The following is a 20,256-nucleotide window of genomic DNA, read 5'->3' as shown; positions in this document are numbered from 1 at the left end:
GGGGAGAGGGGGGGGGGGGGGGGGGGTGGGGGGGGGGGGGGGGGGGGGGTTTTTGGGGGGGGGGGGGGGGGGGGGTTGTTGGGGGGGGGGGGGGGGGGGGGGGGGGGGGGGGGGGTCCCCCCCCCCAGCCCCCAATTGTCAGTGCTCGCGGGTCAGGGTGAGCAGGCCACCGGTCGGCACGGTCACCGAGTTCACCCCGGCGACGAGGTCGAGCACGGTCTCGGACAGGATCTCACCACGGCAGTCCTGGACGCGAGCGAGGGCCTGTTCCGGTCGGGTGGCGGTCAGGAGCACCATGGGGTCGCCGTCCGCGTTGGCGACGAGCAGGGTCTGCGGGCCGTCCGCGGCGTGCCGGTCCGGGAGGGCGACGGGCAGCGGCGCGTAGCGTGCGACCACGGTGGTGTGGTGGTCGCGGGCGCGGACCAGGGGGTAGCCGAGGTCCGGTCGCACGGGTTCCAGGACGCCGAGTTGGAGGACATCGGCGTACCGGCGGAAGACGCCGAGCCAGAAGCGCAGGGTGGCGAGCTGGTCAGGGCTTTGGGCGGCGAGGTCGACGGAGATCTGCGGCACCGAGAACAGGGCGTTGACGAGGTGGACGGCGACGGACTCGGGCGTCTCGGCGGAGTTCCACATGATCATGTCGGCGTGGACGGCGAGCGGGCCCGCGGTGAGCCGGCAGTCGACGGTGCGCTGGCGGTTCTCGGCGGGGCTGAGCGGGCAGTCGGTGGCGCGGACCATGGTGGCGTACGGCCACAGCCCGGGGCTGACGTACGGCTGGCGGTGCTCGACGATCACGTCCGGCCGGGTGCGGCGCAGGCGGGCGTCGAGGTCGGCGAGCAGCTGGAGCACGCCCTCGTGGACGGCGGTGCGGTCGGCGCCGGCCGGGGCGGGCGGGGGGTCGGTGACGGCGAAGCGGTCGATGAAGTCGAGCTTCAGACCGTCCATGTCCCACTGCTCGACGGCGCGGGAGACCTTCTCGACCAGGTATGCGCGGACCTCGGGGTGGCGGGGGTCGAGCACGGCCGCGTCCAGGTGGGCCTCCTCGCGCAGGATCATGCCCTTGAAGCGGTCCCAGGCATCGTTGTGCCGGCCGATGAACGGCAATGCATACCACAGGAGGTAGGCGAGGCCGAGCCGGTGGACCTCGGCGACGTGGGCCGCGGGGTCGGGGAAGGTCGCCGGGTTGGGCTCCCATTCGCCGCAGTGGCCGTAGCCGCGGGCGCGGTCGGTGGTCTGCCAGCCGTCGTCGACGATGATGCTCTCGCAGCCGACGGCCGCGGCGAGGGCGGCCTGGCGTTCGACGCCGGCGGTGTCGACGTTCTGGTGGAGGCTGTACCAGGTGGAGTAGGCGGGCATCCGGGCGGCGGGGGCGATGCCGGGGTGGTGCAGGCCTTCGGCCCACCAGGCGGTGACGGCCTGCAGGGTGGCGGCGAAGTGGCGGCCGCTGAGGTCGATCCGCAGCCGCAGCGGCGGCCCGTCCGGGGTGAGGTCCTGTTCGACGGTGAAGGCGAACTCGCCGCTTTCCTCCACCACGCCGGCGCCGACGCGCACGGGTGCGGAGGTCTCGTCGGCGGCGGCGGTGCACAGGGCACGGTCGTCGGTGCCGACCAGGCTGGCGACGGGGGTGCCCAGGGCGAGCGAGACGGTCCGGGGGGCGATCCAGGACGGCGGCAGCCAGCGGGAGGCGTTGGTGTCCGGCGTCCAGTAAGCGGTGGCCCCGAGGCAGGGGACCCGCCATTCGGCACGGACGGCGGCCCCGGCCGCCGCCGTGACCTCGATCAGGGCCACACCGTCGCCGACCGGGGTGACGGCGGTCTCCAGCCGGTCGCAGCCGAGCGCGGTGAGGTGGACGGTGAGCGGGGCGCCGGTGGAGTGGAGCAGGCCGGTGGCGAGTTGCCGGTGGCCGACGGTGTCGGGGGTGGCCCCGGCCGGCGTGTTCGGGCGCCAGGCCGGGACGGGCTGCTGCGGGGTGGCGTCCTGCGGGGCGGTGTCCGGCTCGGTGAGCGCCTGCGGGCTCCCGGTGCGCTCGCCGACGGGGCGTGGTTCGGTGGTCACGGTGGTCACTCCTTGGTGGCCCCGGCCAGCAGGCCGGAGATGAACTGGCGCTGCAGGACGAGGAAGAGGGCCATCACGGGGACGGCCGCGATGGCGGCGGCGAGCAGGACCTGCGCGTAGTTGGTGGTCGACAGCCCCTGCAGGGTGGCGGTGGCCACGGGCAGCGTGTACATCTCGGGGCTGCGCAGGGCGATCAGCGGCCAGACGAACTGGTTCCAGCTGCCGAGGAAGACGAACAGCGCGAGCGCCGCGATGACCGGCCGGTTGACCGGGATGACGATCCGCCACAGCACCCGCAGTTCGCCGGCGCCGTCGACGCGGGCCGCGTCCAGGAGTTCGTCGGGCATGGAGCGCAGTGCCTGCCGCATCAAGAAGATGCCGAACGGGGTGACCAGGCCGGGCAGGATGACGGACTGGTAGGAGTCGATCAGGCCCAGTTCCATCATCATTTGGAAGATCGGGATCAGCATCACCGTGTCGGGGATGACCAGGGTGCTGAGCAGCAGGACGAAGAACAGGTTGCGCCCGCGGAAGTCGAACTTGGCGAAGGCGTAGCCGGCCAGGACCGAGATGGCGACCGCGCCGACCGTCTGGACACCCGCCACCAGCACGGTGTTGAGCAGGACGCGGGTGAGCCCGATGGACTCCTGGAGCCCGTGGAGGTTGTCCATGAGGTGGCCGCCGGGCAGTAGCTTCGGCGGCCAGGAGAACACGTCCTTGTCGTCCGTGGTGGCGGCGATGGCGAGCCAGTAGAACGGGCCGACGCAGAGCCCGAAGGCGCCCGCGAGCAGCAGGGTGAGCAGTGGGCCGCGGGGCTTCACCGGCGCTCTCCCATCAGGCGGACCTGCAGGATGCCGAGCACGGACACGATCAGCGCGAGCGCGTAGGCGAGGGCCGATGCGTAACCGAAGTCGAAGTACTTGAAGCCGTTGTTGTAGAGGTACATGGTGACCGTCAAAGTGGCGTTGTCGGGGCCGCCGCCGGTGAGGACGTACGGCTCGTCGAAGAGCTGCAGGGTGCCGATGGTGGAGAGCACCACGGTGAGGAGCAGGATCGGCCGCAGCTGGGGAAGGGTGATGGAGACGAAGCGCCGGATCGGACCGGCGCCGTCGACCATCGCGGCCTCGTACAGCTCCTTGGGAATGCCCTGCAGACCTGCGAGGTACAGCACCGCGTTGTAGCCGGTGTAGTGCCAGGTGAGGACGAGGACGACACCCACGCGGGCCCAGGGGGGGCTGCCGAGCCAGTTCACCCGGTCGACGCCGAACCCGGAGAGGACCCAGTTCAGCAGTCCGGCGTCATGGTTGAGGATCACGGAGAACATCACGCCCGCGGCGACCAGACCGGTCAGCGAGGGGACGAAGACGCCGAGCCGCCAGAGCGGGCGCAGCCACACCTTGGTGGAGTTGAGGCCGAGGGCGACGAGCAGGGCGAGGCCGAGCATCAGCGGCACCTGGACGACCAGGATCAGCGCGGTGTTCTTCAGCGCGGTCCAGAACAGCGGATCGTCCAGCAGACGCCGGTAGTTGGCGAGCCCGGCGAAGTGCCGGTCGTCCCCGTTGCCGGTGGTGAGGCTGATCCAGAGCGAGTCGGCGATGGGATACGCCTTGAAGATCGCGAAGCCCAGCACCGCGGGCATGATCAGCAGGTACGGGACGGAGGTGCGGGTCAGCAGTCGGCGCCGGCCCGGGCGGGCGCGGCCGGAATGCTTGGGGGCGCCACGGCCGGCCGGGGCGGCGGCGGTGGCGGGAGCGCGTTCGGACGGGGCGAGGGACATGGTTCTCAGGCCGCCTGCTGCCGACCGGTCTGCTGGGCAAGCTGCTTGGCTGCGTCCTTGAGGGCGCTCGCCGGGTCGGCGCCCTTGAGCAGCACCTGGCTCTGGGCGTCACTCGCGAGCTTGAGGGCGCGGGTGTAGTCGCTGGTGAAGTTGGTGGCTTCGGATTTGGAGCCGAGCGAGTCGACGAAGGACTTCAGCACCTTCTGGCCGCCGTAGAAGGGGTGGGGCGCGCTGAACTTCGGGTCGGCGTACGCCGTCTTGAGGGCGGGGAAGACGCCGCCGGAGGCGAACATCCGGTTGATCTCGGCGGGCTTGGTGAGCGCGTACTCGATGAATCGCCAGGCGGCCTTGCGGCGCTTGCTGGACGCGGCGACCGCCAGATAGGTGGAGTTGACGATGGCGCTGCGCCCGCCCCCGGGCACGGCGGCGGGGGGCTGCATGACGCGCCACTTCCCCTTCTGGTCGGGGAACTTGATAGCCAGGTACTCGGCGGCCCAGGCTGCGTCCGCGACGGTGGCGAGCTTGCCCTGGCTGAGCAGGCGCTTCCCGGTGCCCTGGCCCGCGGTGTCGGCGAGCAGGCCGCCGTCGTTGAGCCGCTTGACGACGGTGAGGGCCTGGACGGCGGCCGGGGATGCGAGCGTGACCTTGCCCTCGCGGTCGAAGTAGAAGGCGCCCTGCAGCTGCATCAGGTTCTGGAAGAAGTCCACGTCCTGGGTGGCACCGGTCTTGTCGAGCCCGAGCAGGTGGGCGCCGCTGGCGGCGCGGATCTTCGGTCCTGCGGCGATCAGGTCGTCCCAGTTGCTGATGCCGGCGGGGTCGACCTTGGCCTTCTCGAAGTAGTCCCGCCGGTAGAAGAGACCGAGCGGGTTGACCTCCCACGGGAGGGCGTGGGCGGCCTTGTCCTCGCCCATGACGGTCGGCCACAGGCCCTCGACGAAGGCGTCCTTGTACTGGTCGGCGCCGAGCTTGGACAGGTCGGCGAGGCCGTCGGGGAACTTGTCCATGTAGCCGGGCAGGTAGTCGACACCGACGTGCAGAACGTCGGCGAGGCCCTTGCCACCCGCTGCGAGGCCGACGGTGATCTTGTCCCAGATGGCTGGCTCGCCGACGTCCTGGACCTCGACGGTAATACCGGGGTTGTCCCGCTCGAAGGAGGGGACGACGGCGCGCAGGGCCTCGGCGGCGGTGGTCCAGCTCCAGACGGTGATGTGACCGCTGTCGCCGTCGCCGCCTCCGGCGTTGCCGCCCGACCCGTTGTCACCGCAGGCAGCCAGGGAGAGCCCGGCGGCGGAGGCGGTGGCGAGCTGGAGCAGCTTGCGGCGGCTCAGGTGGTGGGACATATCGGCTCCTGGGAGTGGTGGGTCGTGGGGTGGGTGAGGGTGTGGAGCGCATCGGCGAGCAGGTCGGCCGCGGCGCCCGGGGTGGAGGCGTGGGGGGACAGTCGGATCCACTCGTCGCGGCGGGTGGTGATCAGCCCGGCCGCTTCGAGGGTGCGGTGGACGGTGGCGGGGTCGTGTCCTGGCAGGCGGAAGGTGCCGATGCCTGCGCGCTCGTCGGGGCCTAGCCCGTCCAACAGGACGTCGGCACCGGCCCGTTGCGCGCGGTCGAGCAGGTCGGCGAGGGTGGCGCGGATACGGGCGCCGACGGCGGCCGGGCCGCCCTGGTCGAACAGGTCGTCGATGGCTGCGCCGATGGCCGCGGCGGCCGGGAAGTCCGGGTTGGTGGCGAGGTGGGCGGCGGCCCCGGGCAGCGGCGGCGCCGGATGCCGCAGCGCGAAGGGCTCCGCGACGCCGGCCCAGCCGCCAAGTCCAGGAGCCAGGCGCTCGGCGCACCGGTCGCGGATCAGCAGCAGTGCGGCTCCCCAGCCGGCCCGTAGCCACTTCTGGCCGCCGCTGACGAGGATGTCGGCGGCGTCCGCTTCGAGTGCGACGGCGCCCAGGCCCTGGATGGCGTCGACGATCAGTAGCCGGCCGGGCCCGAGGACCTCCTTGAGGGCGGCGAGCGGTGCCAGGTGGCCGGTGAGCGAGTCGACGGCGCTGACGGTGAGGGCGGTGACGTCGGGGGTGAGGTGGCGGCGCAGGAGGTCGGGGGTGATGTGCCGCTGCCCGGCCGGGTCGACGAGGCGGACTGCTGGGCCGCCGCGGCCGGCGAAGCGGAGCCAGGGGTAGAGGTTGGCGGGGAACTCGCCGCGGGGCACCAGGACGGTACCGGGGCCGTGGAGTGCGGCGGCCACGGTGAACAGGCCGTTGCTGGTGGACGGGGCGAGGGCGATCTCGTGCCGACGGGCGTCGAGTAGCCGGGCCGCCGAGGTCCGGGCGGCGTCGCTGAGGGCGAACAGCCGGTCGAGGTCGGCGGGGTCGACGCGGGCGGCGAGCGCGGCCGCGGCGGCGAGCGCGGCGGCGGCCGGGTGGGAGAGCGGGCCGACCCTGGCGTAGTCGAGGTAGCCCACCATCGGACCGCGGGCGGGAGCCGGCCCGGGGGCCGCGGGCGTGGCGGCTTCGGGCGTCTGGTGAATTTGATCGTTCAAAAATCTGCCCTAACGGAGCTTGCTGTATGCACTTCCAGGAATTTGAAGGTTCAGATTAGGGAGATCAGGTCGACCCGGCAAGAGGTTCAGCGCAACTGCTTTCCGGCGAGCCGACTGGCCGGCCCCGCGCGGGCGGGCGGCGGGCGGTTCACCAGCACGGGCTCCGCTTCAACGAGAGCCGAGCGCTGCCGTCCTGCAGCACTTCACTTCGAAGACGCCGGATCGTCAGCCCGGGCCGGAGAGCTGGCGCTCCGCCTACGCCGCCCTGCGCAAGTCGCTCGCGGGGCTGACCAACCCGCGCCTGTTCAAGCGGCGCGCCGAGCTGGAAGCCCTGGATGCCCGCGGCTGCCCGCCACACCCTGCGGCCGCTGACCCGCCGCATTCAGCACCTGCCCAAGGAGATCGATGACCTGAACAAGCGGATAGCCGAGGCTGTCGAAGCATGCACGCCAGGCCTGCTCGACACCCACGGCGTCGGCCCGGACAGCGCAGCAGCCCTGCTCATCTTCGCGGGCGACAACCCCGAACGCGTTCACCCGGCGGAAGCCCCACCCCCTGCCCCAAGCCCGGTTTGCGGTTCAACCGCGCGGTCGCCGGGAGTGACGCTCGCAATGCACCCTTGAACGGCCGTGGTGGTCACGTCGAGGCGATCGAGCCGTCTGCCGGCGTCAGCTGTGGTTCTCCCACTCCGGTGCGCAGACCCGGGCCTCGCTGACCATGGCGTCCCCGGCTCTGGTAGACCGCACGTACATGTTGACTCCGTCCGGCCCCAGACCCCCGCCGCAGCCGACGACCAGGCTCATCCGGCGATCTTCGATGTACTGGATCAGGGCCGCGTCAACAGCGGAAACCGTCATGCCGATCAGCCGGATGCCGTCAAAGGCGACCTGAGGCCCGGTGCGCCCGTGCACGGTCACAGCCCCCAGAGCGGGGACGCCCTCCGAGTACCAGTAGTGCCCGGTCACCCCGGCCTTGTCGAACCGTTCCTCATTCAGGTGCCACTGTCCGGCCTCGTTCTGCCACGACCAGGGATAGTGTCCCTGGCGAGCGGCCAGTACTTCGCTGTCCAACGCGGCCGCCACCTGCTGCGGGCCCATCCCGAACCGAAGCGGACCGACCTTCTCCAGCGGCGTCCAGTCCCAGCGTGGCCGGTCCTGGTCGGCCGTCATCGGCCACGTCCCGGCCCGGAGTTCGTCTCCCGCTCACGGACATCACACCACCGGATGACTGGCTCGGATTTATAAGGATCCTCAGCCAGCCCGGGGCCGACAAGCGGGGCATCGGTGATCACCGTGTCCATCCGCTGGGCGTACCCCTCGGACGACAACCCCCACTCCTGCGCGGCACCCAAAGACACCCCCATGCCTCCACCTCCGGATCACCGCTCCAGTTCACCCGTACTGAAGCCCCCTCCCGGTGTGCGAGGTCGTGGATATCCGCGCGCGCCTCGGACGGCACCCGGGCGATCAGCTCAACTTCCCGCAGCCGCACCAGCGGTCCGTCCAGCGCATCGATCGCTACAGCGACCAGTCGCGGCCCCTGATACGGGCCTGCGCACGACGTCCTGGACGAGGACGTTGCCCGCCTGTCCCCGCTGCGCCACGCCAACCTCAATTGCCTGGGCCGCTAAAGCCTCCGCCCCTCCACCCCGGCAGGCGGCACCTTGCGGCCCCTGGGCGACGTGCGGGCCGCCGAGGCGGAGGAAGAAGAGGACGGCTGACGGGCGCCGACGGACGCGGTCAGCTGCCGCAGAGGCACCCCGCAGCAGCTCGACGCCGCCGCCTCAAGGGGGTAGCGGCTACCAGGGGCGGACGAGGACGAGGCCGACCTTGCCGGGTCGTACCGCGTGCTCAACGGCGTTGGCCAGCTCGCCGAGGCCGTACGTGGCGGCCACCTCGAACTGGTCCTTGAGCCCCAGCGCGATCTGCTTCGCAGTGGCGACGTCGGATGCCCGCCTCTCGGCTGAGGTCTCGGACAGCCACCGGCCGATGTTCTTGCCCCGCAGCGTCAGCGACTTGTTCAGCAGCGTCGACGCATGCACCGGGATCGGCTCCTGGGCGATCAGCCCGTAACTGACCAGTTTGCCGCCCGGCGTCAACAGGTCCAGAAGGCTCTCCGCCAGCTTCCCGCCGATCGGGTCGAAGGCCACACTTACCGGACGGCCGCCGGCTGCCCTGCGGACCTCGTCGGCCCAGCCCGGACGCTCTGTCGACACGACCGGCACGTCCGGGAACCGCTTGCGCAGCGCGGCGGCACCGCGGTCGCTGCGGACCACGTTGACGAGCGCCAGGTTATGGAACTGCGACACGCCGGTCACCAGCCGCCCGACCGACGAGCCCGCGGCGGTCTGCACCAGAAGACCGTCGTACCCGAAGGCCAGGTGCTCCTCCGCCTCACGGCGCAGCATCACGGTGGTGAGCGGGTTCGCCAGCAGCTGCGCGGCGACCTCGTCCGGCAGCTCGTCCGGTACGGCGACGACCACCTCGGCGTCCGCCACGATCCGCTGGGCCCACGCCCCCGGCTGGGGGAAGACCGTTACTCGGCCGCCGACCTTGACACCCGGCGCCACGCGCGTTCCCGGGCCGATCGCCTCCACCACGCCGGTGGCCTCCAGACCGGACGGAACCGGCTGTGCAGCCCTCCCTGCGTAAGCCTCGATGGCCTGGAGATCACCAGGGTGCACCGTGAAGGCCGTGGTGCGGATGAGGACCTGGCCGCGCTCGGGCGCTGCCGGCCCCGGCTCATCGATGACGGTCAGGACGTCCGCGGGCAACCCGCCACGGGTGTAGACGACACGACGGTTCATGATTCTGCTCCTGCGCGTTGGTGTATGCGGGGCTTGGCCAGGGCGTCAGCCGGGGTCCTGCAGGAGGTGCTTTCCGCCAAGAGTGCTCCACAGTTCTCGGCCGCCGGCCGTGGCGACGGACGGGTCGAGGGGTTCTCCATTCATGGGCCGGTAAACAGGTCGGCGTGCGTCCGAACGAAGTCGGCCACTTCCGAAGGGGGCCGCCCGGTGACCCGCTCCACACCGTCCGCCTTGCGGTCGTACCGGTTCTCCGCGTGGAGGCGGGCCATGGTGGAGATGTGCTGGAAGACGTGGTCCGGCAGCCCCAGCGGCCTGAGATCGTGGTCGATCCACTCCTGCAGGGGGACGTCGCGGTAGCCGACCGGCCGGCCCAGGACCGCGGAGACCTGCGCCGCCATGGCGGTGATGCCCTCCGAACGGGGGCCGGTCAGCTCGTAGATCCGCCCGATGTGCGGAGCCGGGTCGGCCAGCCACGACCGCAGCGACGTCGCCAGCCGCCACCGGGGAGGTCTTCGCCTCGCCGAAGGGCAGCCTGATGGTGCCCGTCTTCGCGATCGAGGAGAATCCGACGCGGAAGAGCGGGTTCTCCAGGAACACGGTGGGCCTGATCTGGACAACGGGCAGGCCCGACCAGTCGAGGACCTGCTCGACCAGCCACTGCTGCCGCTGCTGATCCGACTCGGAGGTATGGGTGAGGTCCATCTCGGCGACGGTCAGCTGCGACATGTTCACGAACACCTCCAGGCGCCCGTACGCGCGCGCGACGACCGCGGCCGTCAGGGCCGCCTCCAGGTACTGCGCCGACACGCCCATGCCAAAGTACATCCGCCCGCAACCGTCCAGGACGCCGGCGACCTCGCCCGCGCGCGTCAGATCTGCGACCACGACCTCGGCGCCGGTCGCCCGCAGCGCCCGTGCGCGATCGTCCTTGCGACGTACCACGGCCCGGACGGGCAGGCCGCGTCGCCGAAGGCCCTCGACGACGGAACGTCCGACGGCGCCGACACTGCCCGCCGCACCTGTCACCAGGACGGGCAGTGCACTGGCTCCCAGGGGGCGTTCCATAACGGCAGCCTGCGACGCACACGGCCAGGAGGCAACCGGAGCCGTCCACCCGATGACGCGGAGCCACCCGGTAAGCCTCCTCGGGTACGGGCGGTTCGCGCCGAGAAACCAGGCCGGCCCCGGCCTCGGTACAACGGAACAGCGGTTGGCGAACGCGAGGATGAGCCGTGTGGCCGGGGTGGTGGCTGCCGCGACGGACCGGTCGACCCGAGCGGGGACGAGCGGGTGCAGCACGCCGTACTGGTACAGCCCGACCTTGATCCGGCTGGTCGGGTTGCGGAAGATCAGTCCTGCCGGCCGGGCCCAAGTGAACAGCGATCGCAGGGCGACAGGCCGGTCGTGGCTGCCGCCGCCGCGAAGCCCTGAAAGTTACTGACAGGTAACTTGTTCCCTGTTGTCCGAGCCGGGGCCCCGGGGCCGTTTGGGATGGCTCGCCCGTGCAGGTGGGGCGCTGGAGGCCGACAGCGAGGCGCGCTCAGCCCGGTCGACGGTGACAGGCTGCTGGGCGCCGACCTGTGATCGGTTGTCACTCGCCCCGCTCCTGGCCTCCGCGGGCGATGTCGAGAACGGCCATCATGCCCATGTCCTCGTGGTTGAGGAGGTGGCAGTGCAGGACGGTCTTGCCGGTGAAGTCGGTGAAGTGGATGCGGATGACGATTTCGCCGCGCATAGGCACGTTCACTGTGTCGTACCAGCCGTGGGAGGGGTCGTGGGCCTTCCCGTTCGTACTCATCAGCTGGAAGTCGTTGGTGTGGATGTGGAAGCTGTGGTCCTCGTCCGTGTCGTTGCGGATGCGCCACTCCTCAACGGTGCCGAGGACGGAGGTGAAGTCGATCCGGTGGGGGTCGTACACCCGGCCGTTGATGAAGAACTTCGTGCCCGCCTTGTTTTCCGTGTAGACCACGGACTTGCGGGCCGCGATCGTTGCGTGGCCCAGGTCCTCGTGCGGGGCGAAGCCGGTCGGGACAGTAGCCTGGGTCATGCGCGGGCCGCCGGTGACGACGGTCGCGAGCTCCGCTTGGGGAAACTGGTTCCCCGCGGGGCCGGTGTTGTAAGGGAGGGTTTCCAGCCGAGTGGTGCCGGGGCTGCCGCCCTGGACGAGGACATCGAAGCGGGCGCCGGCGGGGATGACCAGCGTGTCCTGGGCATAGACCTTCCGGACGGGAATGCCATCCTGCGCGATCACGTGGAAGCGGGTGCCCGGAAGGTGGAGCTTGTAGAAGATGTTGGCGCCGATGTTGGCCAACCGCCACAGCTGGGTCTCTCCCGGCCGGATGTGGATGACAGGGTTCGTCTGACCGTTGACCGTGCGGTTGGTGGGTGAACCGATGCTCAGGGGATGGGTCTTGATCGAATCGCCCTGCACTTGGAAGTCCTTGAGCGCGATCGTGTGCTCGGTGATGCCGCGCAACGACGGCGGCAGGTAGTTCCGCAGGCCCTCGACGACGATGATGCCGGACTCGCCGCCCGCGACCTGGGCAGCGGACATCATGTCGGCGTGTGAGTGATACCAGTAGGTGCCTGTGGGCTGGTTGCGCGGTAGCCGGTACGAGTAGTGGTACGAGTGGCTGTACTTGATGGCGATGAAGATGTCGTCGGCAGGAGCGCGCGGCGAGACATGGAGGCCGTGCGTGTGCACGTTGGTGTCCTCGTCAATGCGGTTGGTCATGGTGAGGTCAATGCGCTCGCCAGGCCGTACGCGCAAGGTGGGCGGCATGAACGCACCGTTGTAGGTCGTCGCGTACAACTGGCGGTCACCGACCGGGACCTTGCGCCGTTCCACGACGATGGATGCCTTGAGAACACCGTTGCGGCTGACCAGCTCCGGGGGGTCCTGCAGTCGCAGGCCCCGGCCCGCAGGTGTGGCACCGCCCTCCGCCGCGGGCTGGTACGTGGCGTCGGAATGCCCCATCGGTGCCCGGCCCGCACAACCGGCCAGCCAGGCGGCACCGAGGACCAAGCCGACAAGCAGCAAGGGCAGCGAAACACGGGTACTTGGCCGGATCACTTTTTCTCCCCAAGGAAGCCTGTAGCCGGGCGAGGCCACGCCCGCCACGAAGTCACGACGAACCGGCCCGCCAGCCGGATCGTAAAGATGCCGATGCCAGGAGCCGCACGGCCACGCGGAGAGGATCGCGGCTGCCGCTCAAATGGCAGTACGTCGACCATCCAGGCGGCGGCGCCAAGAGCCGGTACAGCCGAGCCATTGACTCCGGCCTCTATGGATCGGTGAGGCGGGCGGCACGGTGCGGATCACGCGATATGCGCCCTCAGCCGGTACATATCCCGGTCGATGTGTACCGGCTGAGGGGACATATCGCCGGTCCGATGTCAACCGGAGGCGACATGGGTGGCGGTTGTGTCGAGTGGGTCGGCCGCCTGAGGGGCCAGGGGGAGATCTGTCCCCTGGGAGACACAACCTTTGCGGCATGTCGTGTCGAAGCGACATGAGTGTCAAGCGGGGGTGACTATGCCTACGCGACCGAAGATCGAGAACGTGGGGGGAGCAGCCTCGTGCCGAGTGAGCCGCAGACGCCAAGCCCTCAAAGCCGTCTCCTGACCTGCCCAGCCGACCGGGCGACACGGCGCTGCACGACGCGTGCAGCGCCGTTCGTGCCTTCTGAGCAGTACATCGTTCCTCTGGAGAGGAAAGCCGCTGGCGGGAAGTCCGTACGAGCTTTCGGGCCGCCTGTCCCGGCCGCCGTCCGTGGGCCGTACGGGTCATCGAGTGCCGCCGTTCGATGGATGCGGCGGTCGGGTCCGATGCGGCTGCCGTCCGGCTGGGACACATTCCTTGCAGGCGTACCGGGGAGATATGCCCCGGTACGAAGAGGAACCCGGTGTCGTGCGGGTTCCGAACCGCTTGCCCGTCGTTCACCTGGGTGGTTGCAGGAAGGACCTTCGACGTGTCTGCTCCCGTTGTCCTCATCACGGGCGCGCTTACCGGTATCGGCCGCGCCACCGCCTTCGCTTACGCCCGTCAAGGTGCGAACCTTGTGGTCTCCGGCCGCCACGAGGACATGGGTGGGCAGCTTGCCGGGGAGCTGGCCGACCTCGGTGCCCCGGCCGAGTTCGTGCGTGCCGACGTCCGTTTCGACGCCGATGTGAAGGACCTCGTCGACCGTGCGGTGGCACGGTTCGGGCGGATCGATGTCGCCTTCAACAACGCCGGCACCGAGGGAACACCCGGCCCTGTCACCGAGGTGACCGAAGAGGCTTACCAGGCCACCTTCGATACCAACGTCAAGGGAACGCTGCTGTGCCTGAAGCACGAGTTCCGGGTCATGAGGGAACAGGGCGGCGGCAGCATCGTCAACGTCAGCTCCACCTTCGGCCTGATGGGTTATCCCGGGGCGACCTTGTACGTCGGGAGCAAGCACGCCGTCGTCGGCATCACCAAGGCGGCTGCACTCGAAGGCGCCGCTCACGGTATCCGGGTCAATGCGGTCGCGCCCGGCTACACCCGGACCGCTATGTACGAGCGGTTCACCGGCGACGACACGGCTCGTACCGCGGTCGATTCGGTGCTGCCCATGCACCGGGCGGGTACCCCGAAGGAGATCGCCGAGGCCGTACAGTTCCTGGGTTCGGACAAGGCGAGCTACGTCACCGGGCACATCCTCCTTGTCGACGGCGGCCTCATGGCGGGCGGGCCCCTGTTCCCGAGCTCGTGAATCGCGAGGTCGGCGCAGACCGTGTCGGCCTCGGCGGCGCGGTGCCCGGGCACCCGGCGGTGCTCCCTGTGCGGCGCGGCAGCCGATTAACTGGTGCTCGGCTTCGGCACGGGGCAGGCCGCCGGCCTCGCGGTGCCGCCCGACCGGGACGAGTTGGTCGCCTACGGGCCGCTGTTGTCCGACAACGGCGCCGCCAGGCTGGGCACGGCGGCGTTGGTCCGGGCGCCGAACCCAGACACGGCACGCGCCATCCGGGCGTATGGCCGGGGGCAGGCTCGATACGGAGCTGGGCGTCGATGTCGTAGTGGTTGCCCTCCCACAGCACGGCCTGCCCGGCTTTGTGCACGGGGGCGACGCTGTCCTCGAAGACGTTGGCCATCTGGGAGCCGGAGCGGGTCCGGTGTCCGTTGGCCGGGTTCCAGTAGTCGAAGTCGGCGCGCGAGATCACGTACTGGGCGTTGGGGAAGGTCGGTCGCCACTCTCCGTCGTCCGTCAGGCTGGTATTCCAGCCGACGTGGTCGCCGTGGACATGGGTGCAGATCACCGCGTCCACGTCCTGCGGGCGGACACCTCCCGCGGCCGGCTCACCGAGGTAGTGGGTGTTCAGATGGTGGAAGGACGGCATGGCCGGGCGTTCCCGGTCGTTGCCGATGCCGGTGTCGATCAGGATCGTCCGGCCCTCGCTGCGGATCAGCCAGGTCTGGCTCATGGTGCGGATCTCGTCGGCGGCCGGGTCCAGGAAGGTGGGGGCGAGCCAGTTCTCACACTGGCGTTTTGCGCTGCCGGGATCGCGTCAGCGGGAGGGTTCGATTCCCCAGGCGGCGGCTCGGGCGGCGGCGGCCGCGCGGTTGGGGAGGTCGAGCTTGGCGAGGATGTGCTCGACGTGGGTCCCTACGGTGCGCGGCGTGATGTACAGCCGCTCGGCGATCTCCCGGTTGGTGTGGCCGGCGGTCAGTTCGGCCAGCACCTGGAGCTCCCGTGGCGAGAGTCCGCCAGGCCGCCGCGCGTCCGTGGCGGCCTCCTCGGGCGGCGGGCCTGTGCCGGGGTCGACGGCCGCGGCGAGGGCCTCGGTGAGCAGGGTGACCACGGCGCGCGCCGGATCGGGCGCGTGCCGCGGTCGGCGGGTGCTGACGTTCAGCATGCCGACGTACCGGCCGTCGGCCGCGAACAGGCACTGGGCCACGCCGTCCTCGATGCCGAGGGGAGACAGCACCTCCTGGAAGCCCGGGGATGCCGCCAGGAGCTGGCCGGGGACGTCCCTGAACCAGAGACCGCCTCGGGCCGGGCTGTGGAGCACGGGGAACACCGGGTCGTGGTGGAGGCGTGTCTCGATGTAGGCCGTGGCGTCGTCCGGGTAGCTCCCGGCCAGGGTGGTGTGGCGTCGGCGCAGCGCATCCCATCGGGCCAGGGAGGCGTGGTCGTAGTCCATCACCTCCGACAGCGCCGCCAGGACCGTGCCGACGCCGGTCGCGCCGCTCGTGGCACTCCTGGCGGCCTCACGGACGTGGACGGCCGCGTCCAGGATGTCTGCCGTGCTCCGCTCCGCTGCCATCATCCAAGGATGATCATGTACCCGGAGTACGTCAATCGCGAAGGGTGTCGTGCACGACCTGCCCGTCCACGACGGTGAGGACGACGGGCATCTCCGGGATGTCGTGGGGGTCGGCGGTGAGCAGGTCCCCGTCGAGCACGCAGAGATCGGCGACCTTGCCCGGCTCCAGGGAGCCCTTCCAGTCGTCGGCGAAGTCCTGCCAGGCCGCGTCGATCGTGTACGTACGGATCGCCTCGGCCAGACCGATGCGCTGCTCGGGGCCGCTGACCCTGCCTGTGGCCTTGGACTCGCGCAGGATCATGGTGGCGACGCCCTGGCGCCAGTCCGGGTACGTGACGGGGGCGTCGGACCCGCTCGCGACCCGAACTCCGGCGTCGATGGCATCGCGGTAGGGCCATGCGTACGCGGCCCGTTCAGCTCCGACGAAGTCCTCCTCCATGTCGGCGACGGTCCACTTGATGGTGGGGTTCATGTTGACGCCGAAGCCGTGCGCGGCCAGCACCTTCATGCTGTGCTCGGTGAGAAGGTCGCCGTGGATGACGTAGTGGCGGGCGTCGGGCCGCGGGTGCTCGGCCACGGCAGCGGCGAAGGCGTCCGCAACGGTGTCGCACGCCCGGTCGCCGGTGACGTGGACGCCCAGCTGGTGCCCGGCGGCGTGGGCATGTCGGATGATGGCGTCGATCTCGGCGATCCGCTCGGCGTCGGTCTCGCCGCCGACGCACAGGGAGCCGCAGCCGCCGCCGACGTACGGCTCGTGCATCCAGGACGTCTTGTTGGGGACGATGCCGTCGGCGAAGATCTTGACCCCGTGGATCGCGATGCGGCGAGGATCGGCGTCGCCGGACTCGCCGAGGGCGGTGAGGGTGCGGGCGAACTCCTCGGCGGTGCTGGCCATACCGGTGGGCAGGAGCAGGACGCCGAGGCGGGCGGTCAGTTCGCCGTCGGCCAGCAGCCGGCGGTAGACGTCGAGGGTTTCCGCACCGAGCGCGCCCCGCATGATGCCGTCGCCGCCGGGGCCGAGTCCGGGCTCGGTGTAGCTGGTGATGCCGAGCCGGGCGAGTGTGGCGAGGTTCGACCTGATCGCGTCGGTCCGCTCCTGCCGGCTGAGCGGCGGCAGCGCGTTCTGGATGAGGGCCTGGGCCCCCTCGTGGAGCAGCCCGGTCGGCTCTCCGTCTTCGTCCACGACGATGGCCCCGCCGGGCGGCGCGACGGTGTGCCGGTCGATCCCGATGAGCTCCAGGGCCTTGGAGTTGACCCAGGTGGCGTGCCCGGAGAAGGAGTACAGGACGACGGGGTGGTCCGGGCTCACGGCGTCGAGGTCGCGCCGCGAGGGCAGTCGCGACGGATCGGAGACGCACTCGTCGAGGTAACCGGTGTCCCAGCCGTGCCCCGTGATCCACTGCCCGCCCGGAACCCGCCCGACGGCCTCCCGTACCGCCTCGGCCACGTCCGCGAGGGAGGACACGGCGGGATGGCTGAGGTCGAGGGAGAGCGGCGGCGTCGACATGCCCAAGGCGCATCCGTGCAGATGGGAATCGTTGATACCGGGAAGCAGCGTCGCCCCCCGCAGATCGACGACGCGGGTGTCGGGTCCTACGAGCGGCGCGACGTCGTCCCGCCCGCCGACGGCACTGATGACCCCACCGGTCACTGCCAGGGCCGAGGCGACGGAGAACTCCGCATCGACCGTGACCACCCGCCCGCCGAGAAACACCAGATCCGCATACGTGTCCACTGAAGGGTCCTTTCGAATACCGGGCGCACCACGGCCACCCGCGAACGATCTCCCGACGACTATGGCCACGCCCCCACCCCCCGCACATCGGTCATCCCACCGATACGCGCTCTCGCAGTGGCAGGCTGACGCCTCGTGCTCGGGATCATGACGGGCTTCGGGAGGGCATGGGGCGAATCGCGGTTCGCCGTGGGTGACCGGGCACAGATGTAGGCGGTGACGGCGAGACCCGCGCGGTCGTCGGAGACGTAGCGGATGCATGGCCGGCGCGCATGGAGCCCGTCCACTGGCTCAAGCAGAACCAACAGCCCTGCTGCCAGCAGATGAAGCCACTGCTCGACGCCTACGCCGACCAACTCACCCAAGCCATCGACGCCGAACGCTCCGGTCGCCAACTCAGGTGCTCACTCGCCAACTGAAGCGCCCCTTACCTTGTTGGCGGGTTGATTCCGGTCCTTCGTACGATCGGGAAACCCAGGGGCCTGGGTGTGGCTGAAAGCGCTCATGCCGTGGTTGTGGCTTTGACTGATAGGCCGCCCAGTACCCCGCGACGACACGGCCACTCATTGGGATGAGCGAACAGAGATCGCTTCGTAAGGACACGTCGGCGTGGTCGTCTGCAGGGAATCAGCCAACCGATCGACGAGGGAGGCTCGGGTGCCCGAGCTCTGGGCGGGGACGGATGCCGGCAAGGCCGTGCACCACTGCACGGTGATCGACACAGACGGGACGAAGGTGCTCTCGCGCCGCGTACCGAACAACGAGGCTGAGCTGCTGGAGCTGATGGGCGACGTCCTGGCACTGGCTGAGGACGGCCTGGTGACCTGGGCCGTTGACCTGAACGCGGGCGGAGCAGCGCTGCTGATCGCTTTGCTCTCCAGTCACGGCCAGCGGCTCCTCCATATCCCCGGCCGCACCGTTCACCATGCCTCGCGCAGATATCGAGGCGACGGCAAGACCGATGCCAAGGACGCCTACGTCATCGCCGACCAGGCACGGATGCGCCGTGACCTGCAGCCCTTGCAGGACTGGGATGAGATCGCGGTCGATCTGAAGATCCTCATGGCCCGCCGCTACGACCTCGCAGCCGACCGTACCCGGGCCATCAATCGATTGCGGGCCCAGCTGCTGGAGTACTTCCCTGCTCTGGAGCGGGCGTTCGACTACGCCGCGTCCAAGGGTGCCCTCGTCCTGCTGACCGGCTACCAGACGCCGGCTGCCCTGCGCCGGATCGGTCCGAGCCGACTGGCGACCTGGCTGAAGAACCGCAAAGTGCGCGGCGCCCAGGCACTGGCGGACGCAGCAGTCGCCGCGGCGCAGGCTCAGCACACCGCCGTCGCCGGCGAGACCATGGCCGCGGCCGTGGTGAACACCCTGGCCAGGACGGTGTTGGTGCTGGACGAAGAGATCGCCGGCATCGACCTGCAGATCGCGGCCCGCTTCCGTGAACACCGCGACGCGGAAGTGATCGTCTGCATGCCCGGGATGGGCCTGTTGCTTGAGGCGGAGTTCATCGCCTGCACCGGCGGACACATGGACACCTTCGGCAGTACGGGGCGCCTTGCCGGGGTCGCCGGTCTCGCGCCGGTCCCACGGGTCTCGGGCCGGATCAGCGGCAACATGCGCCGACCACACCGCTACCACCGCCGGCTCCTGCGCGTGTTCTACCTCTCCGCCCAGATCGCCGCCCGCTTCTGCCCCACGTCAAAGACCATCTCCGGGTGTGAGTAGTTGCGGTACAGGAAGTGCCGCTGAGATTGATCATGGTCGGCTAGCACGCCGGGTCGCCACTCACTGGCCGGACATGCTCCGGGTGGCCGGGTCGCTCATCACCAACCAGGTCCGCGCCTACGGCCTGCTGCGGATGTTCGGCCGCGAGGGACACCCCACCCTTTCGGCGCCGCGTTCGCCGAGTACGGCTGCATCGACAAGACCATGCACCTGCTCGCTCCGGTCGATCCGATGGACGACACCTACCGGCGCCTGCTGAACCGACAGCTCACCGTGCAGGAGCCCCGCCATCGTCTGGCCCGCGCGATCTGCCACGGCGGCCGCGGCCAGATCCGCCAGGCGTACCGCGAGGGCCAAGAAGACCAGCTCGCCGCGCTCGGCCTGGTCCTCAACGCCGTGGTCCTGTGGAATACGCGCTACCTCGACGCGGCCGTCGCCCAGCTCCGCGCCGAGGGCCACGACATCAAGGACGAGGACGTCGCCCGGCTCTCCCCGCTCAAGGACCGGCACATCAACTTCCCGGGCCGCTACCTGTTCAGCATCAAGGCCAGCGGCCCCGGCCAGGGCCTGCGCCCCTTCCGGGACCCGGACGCCGTCGAAGACGACGAAGGCTGACGGCCGACACACCACCCCTTCCGGGCACGAGCTCAAGCGGGCGGCGTGACCGGGGACCACACGCCCATCCACTGTTCGGCGCCCCACGCCTCGTACCGTTGCACCTCGGTGAACCCCAGCTTCGCCGCGAGGCGCATCGAGCGGTCGTTGGCGGTCTGGGTGCAGAGCACCACCGGCTCGCCGGGAAGCGCGTCGGCGAACCAGCCGAGCGCCGCCGCGCACGCCTCGGCGGCGTACCCGCGTCCCCATGCCTCTGGCAGGAGCAGGTAGCCGAGTTCGGCCTCCCCGGCATCCGGACGGACATGACTCCGACGCCCCGCGTCGCGCCGGTTGAGCTCGATGGTGCCGATCATCGCTCCGTCGAGCTCGATCACGAAAAGGCCGGGGCGCCTCTCGGGCGTCTCAGGCAACGCGCGCTCGCACTCATCACGCGGTCGAGGGCCGCCTAGGTAGGTGCCCACCTCCGGCGAGGTGAACAGCTCGATGAACGCCGCACGGTCCCGGGACTCGGGCTCGCGGAGCACGAGCCGCTCGGTCTTGATCGGGGCAGGTGGCCAGGCGACGGACCCTGATTCAGTCATGGCGGGGAACCTATCGCACGCTCGCCGAGCAGCACGTGCTCTCAGAGGGCGTTTAGAGTGGGCGACTTGCCTCTTATGCCCTAGTAGGTTCCTCGCCAGGTTGGCGTGGTCTCGTCCGTTATGCGCTTGGCGAGGTTG

At 70.2% G+C, this 20,256-nt stretch carries 15 protein-coding genes and 5 pseudogenes; 6 read left to right on the top strand and 14 right to left on the bottom strand.

What is annotated here, in order from left to right:
* Nucleotides 1-138: 138 nt before the first annotated feature.
* From ACZ7IB_RS45840 to ACZ7IB_RS45820, 5 genes are read right to left on the bottom strand one after another with little or no spacing between them, the layout of a single operon-like run.
* On the bottom strand, nt 139-2,055 hold the full coding sequence (locus ACZ7IB_RS45840) for a glycoside hydrolase family 36 protein (protein ID WP_470921080.1): 1,917 nt from the start codon (nt 2,053-2,055) through the stop codon (nt 139-141).
* Nucleotides 2,056-2,060: 5 nt separating this feature from the next.
* The gene (locus ACZ7IB_RS45835; protein ID WP_470921079.1) at nt 2,061-2,876 is read right to left on the bottom strand and encodes a carbohydrate ABC transporter permease; all 816 of its coding nucleotides are present in this window, start codon (nt 2,874-2,876) and stop codon (nt 2,061-2,063) included.
* Nucleotides 2,873-3,832, bottom strand: coding sequence for a carbohydrate ABC transporter permease (locus ACZ7IB_RS45830; RefSeq protein ID WP_470921078.1), 960 nt, complete (start codon nt 3,830-3,832; stop codon nt 2,873-2,875). Before ACZ7IB_RS45830 ends, ACZ7IB_RS45835 begins: the two co-directional genes overlap by 4 nt.
* A 5-nt stretch (nt 3,833-3,837) precedes the next feature.
* Entirely contained in the window at nt 3,838-5,172 is a 1,335-nt protein-coding gene (locus tag ACZ7IB_RS45825) for an ABC transporter substrate-binding protein (protein WP_470921077.1), read from the bottom strand.
* Nucleotides 5,157-6,359, bottom strand: coding sequence for an aminotransferase class V-fold PLP-dependent enzyme (locus ACZ7IB_RS45820; RefSeq protein WP_470921076.1), 1,203 nt, complete (start codon nt 6,357-6,359; stop codon nt 5,157-5,159). Before ACZ7IB_RS45820 ends, ACZ7IB_RS45825 begins: the two co-directional genes overlap by 16 nt.
* Nucleotides 6,360-6,694: 335 nt before the next feature.
* On the opposite strand from ACZ7IB_RS45820, the gene ACZ7IB_RS45815 reads away from it, so the two are divergent.
* The gene (locus ACZ7IB_RS45815) at nt 6,695-6,982 is read left to right on the top strand and encodes a hypothetical protein (protein ID WP_470921075.1); all 288 of its coding nucleotides are present in this window, start codon (nt 6,695-6,697) and stop codon (nt 6,980-6,982) included.
* A gap of 45 nt (nt 6,983-7,027) precedes the next feature.
* Here the strand turns inward: ACZ7IB_RS45815 and ACZ7IB_RS45810 are convergent, their stop codons facing one another.
* The 5 genes and pseudogenes from ACZ7IB_RS45810 to ACZ7IB_RS45790 all read right to left on the bottom strand — a co-directional run bounded on the left by ACZ7IB_RS45810 (nt 7,028) and on the right by ACZ7IB_RS45790 (nt 12,238).
* On the bottom strand, nt 7,028-7,528 hold the full coding sequence (locus ACZ7IB_RS45810; RefSeq protein WP_470921074.1) for a hypothetical protein: 501 nt from the start codon (nt 7,526-7,528) through the stop codon (nt 7,028-7,030).
* Nucleotides 7,529-8,157: 629 nt separating this feature from the next.
* Nucleotides 8,158-9,165, bottom strand: coding sequence for a zinc-binding dehydrogenase (locus ACZ7IB_RS45805; RefSeq protein WP_470921072.1), 1,008 nt, complete (start codon nt 9,163-9,165; stop codon nt 8,158-8,160).
* A gap of 140 nt (nt 9,166-9,305) precedes the next feature.
* Entirely contained in the window at nt 9,306-9,563 is a 258-nt protein-coding gene (locus ACZ7IB_RS45800) for a hypothetical protein (RefSeq protein WP_470921082.1), read from the bottom strand.
* Between the two features lie 130 nt (nt 9,564-9,693).
* Nucleotides 9,694-10,230: pseudogene (locus ACZ7IB_RS45795) on the bottom strand (NAD(P)H-binding protein); the annotation flags it as partial.
* 526 nt (nt 10,231-10,756) lie between these two features.
* Nucleotides 10,757-12,238 (bottom strand): multicopper oxidase family protein, encoded by a 1,482-nt coding sequence (locus ACZ7IB_RS45790; RefSeq protein ID WP_470921070.1) that lies wholly within the window; start codon nt 12,236-12,238, stop codon nt 10,757-10,759.
* A gap of 898 nt (nt 12,239-13,136) precedes the next feature.
* Between ACZ7IB_RS45790 and ACZ7IB_RS45785 the strand changes: the two genes are divergently transcribed.
* Entirely contained in the window at nt 13,137-13,904 is a 768-nt protein-coding gene (locus ACZ7IB_RS45785; RefSeq protein ID WP_470921069.1) for an SDR family NAD(P)-dependent oxidoreductase, read from the top strand.
* A gap of 90 nt (nt 13,905-13,994) precedes the next feature.
* Nucleotides 13,995-14,156 (top strand): annotated as a pseudogene (locus tag ACZ7IB_RS45780) (YciI family protein); the annotation flags it as partial.
* Between the two features lie 58 nt (nt 14,157-14,214).
* On the opposite strand, the pseudogene ACZ7IB_RS45775 reads toward ACZ7IB_RS45780, so the two are convergent.
* The 3 genes and pseudogenes from ACZ7IB_RS45775 to ACZ7IB_RS45765 form a co-directional block, all read right to left on the bottom strand.
* Nucleotides 14,215-14,613, bottom strand: a pseudogene (locus tag ACZ7IB_RS45775) (MBL fold metallo-hydrolase); the annotation flags it as partial.
* Between the two features lie 84 nt (nt 14,614-14,697).
* The gene (locus ACZ7IB_RS45770; protein ID WP_470921068.1) at nt 14,698-15,459 is read right to left on the bottom strand and encodes a helix-turn-helix transcriptional regulator; all 762 of its coding nucleotides are present in this window, start codon (nt 15,457-15,459) and stop codon (nt 14,698-14,700) included.
* 28 nt (nt 15,460-15,487) lie between these two features.
* Nucleotides 15,488-17,191 (bottom strand): amidohydrolase, encoded by a 1,704-nt coding sequence (locus tag ACZ7IB_RS45765; RefSeq protein WP_470921066.1) that lies wholly within the window; start codon nt 17,189-17,191, stop codon nt 15,488-15,490.
* A gap of 272 nt (nt 17,192-17,463) precedes the next feature.
* On the opposite strand from ACZ7IB_RS45765, the gene ACZ7IB_RS45760 reads away from it, so the two are divergent.
* The 3 genes and pseudogenes from ACZ7IB_RS45760 to ACZ7IB_RS45750 form a co-directional block, all read left to right on the top strand.
* Nucleotides 17,464-17,610 carry a hypothetical protein gene (locus ACZ7IB_RS45760; protein WP_470921065.1) on the top strand — a complete coding sequence of 49 codons (147 nt, stop codon included), beginning with the start codon at nt 17,464-17,466 and terminating at the stop codon, nt 17,608-17,610.
* A gap of 238 nt (nt 17,611-17,848) precedes the next feature.
* A pseudogene (locus ACZ7IB_RS45755) lies at nt 17,849-18,904 on the top strand (IS110 family RNA-guided transposase); the annotation flags it as partial.
* A gap of 67 nt (nt 18,905-18,971) precedes the next feature.
* A pseudogene (locus tag ACZ7IB_RS45750) lies at nt 18,972-19,537 on the top strand (Tn3 family transposase); the annotation flags it as partial.
* A gap of 32 nt (nt 19,538-19,569) precedes the next feature.
* On the opposite strand, the gene ACZ7IB_RS45745 reads toward ACZ7IB_RS45750, so the two are convergent.
* On the bottom strand, nt 19,570-20,118 hold the full coding sequence (locus ACZ7IB_RS45745) for a GNAT family N-acetyltransferase (RefSeq protein ID WP_470921063.1): 549 nt from the start codon (nt 20,116-20,118) through the stop codon (nt 19,570-19,572).
* Between the last annotated feature and the right edge of the window lie 138 nt (nt 20,119-20,256).

The sequence above is a fragment of the Streptomyces sp. NPDC037301 genome (assembly GCF_055602785.1).
The sequence above is the reverse complement of the archived record's forward strand: the minus strand, read 5'-3'. Positions and strand labels throughout refer to the sequence as shown.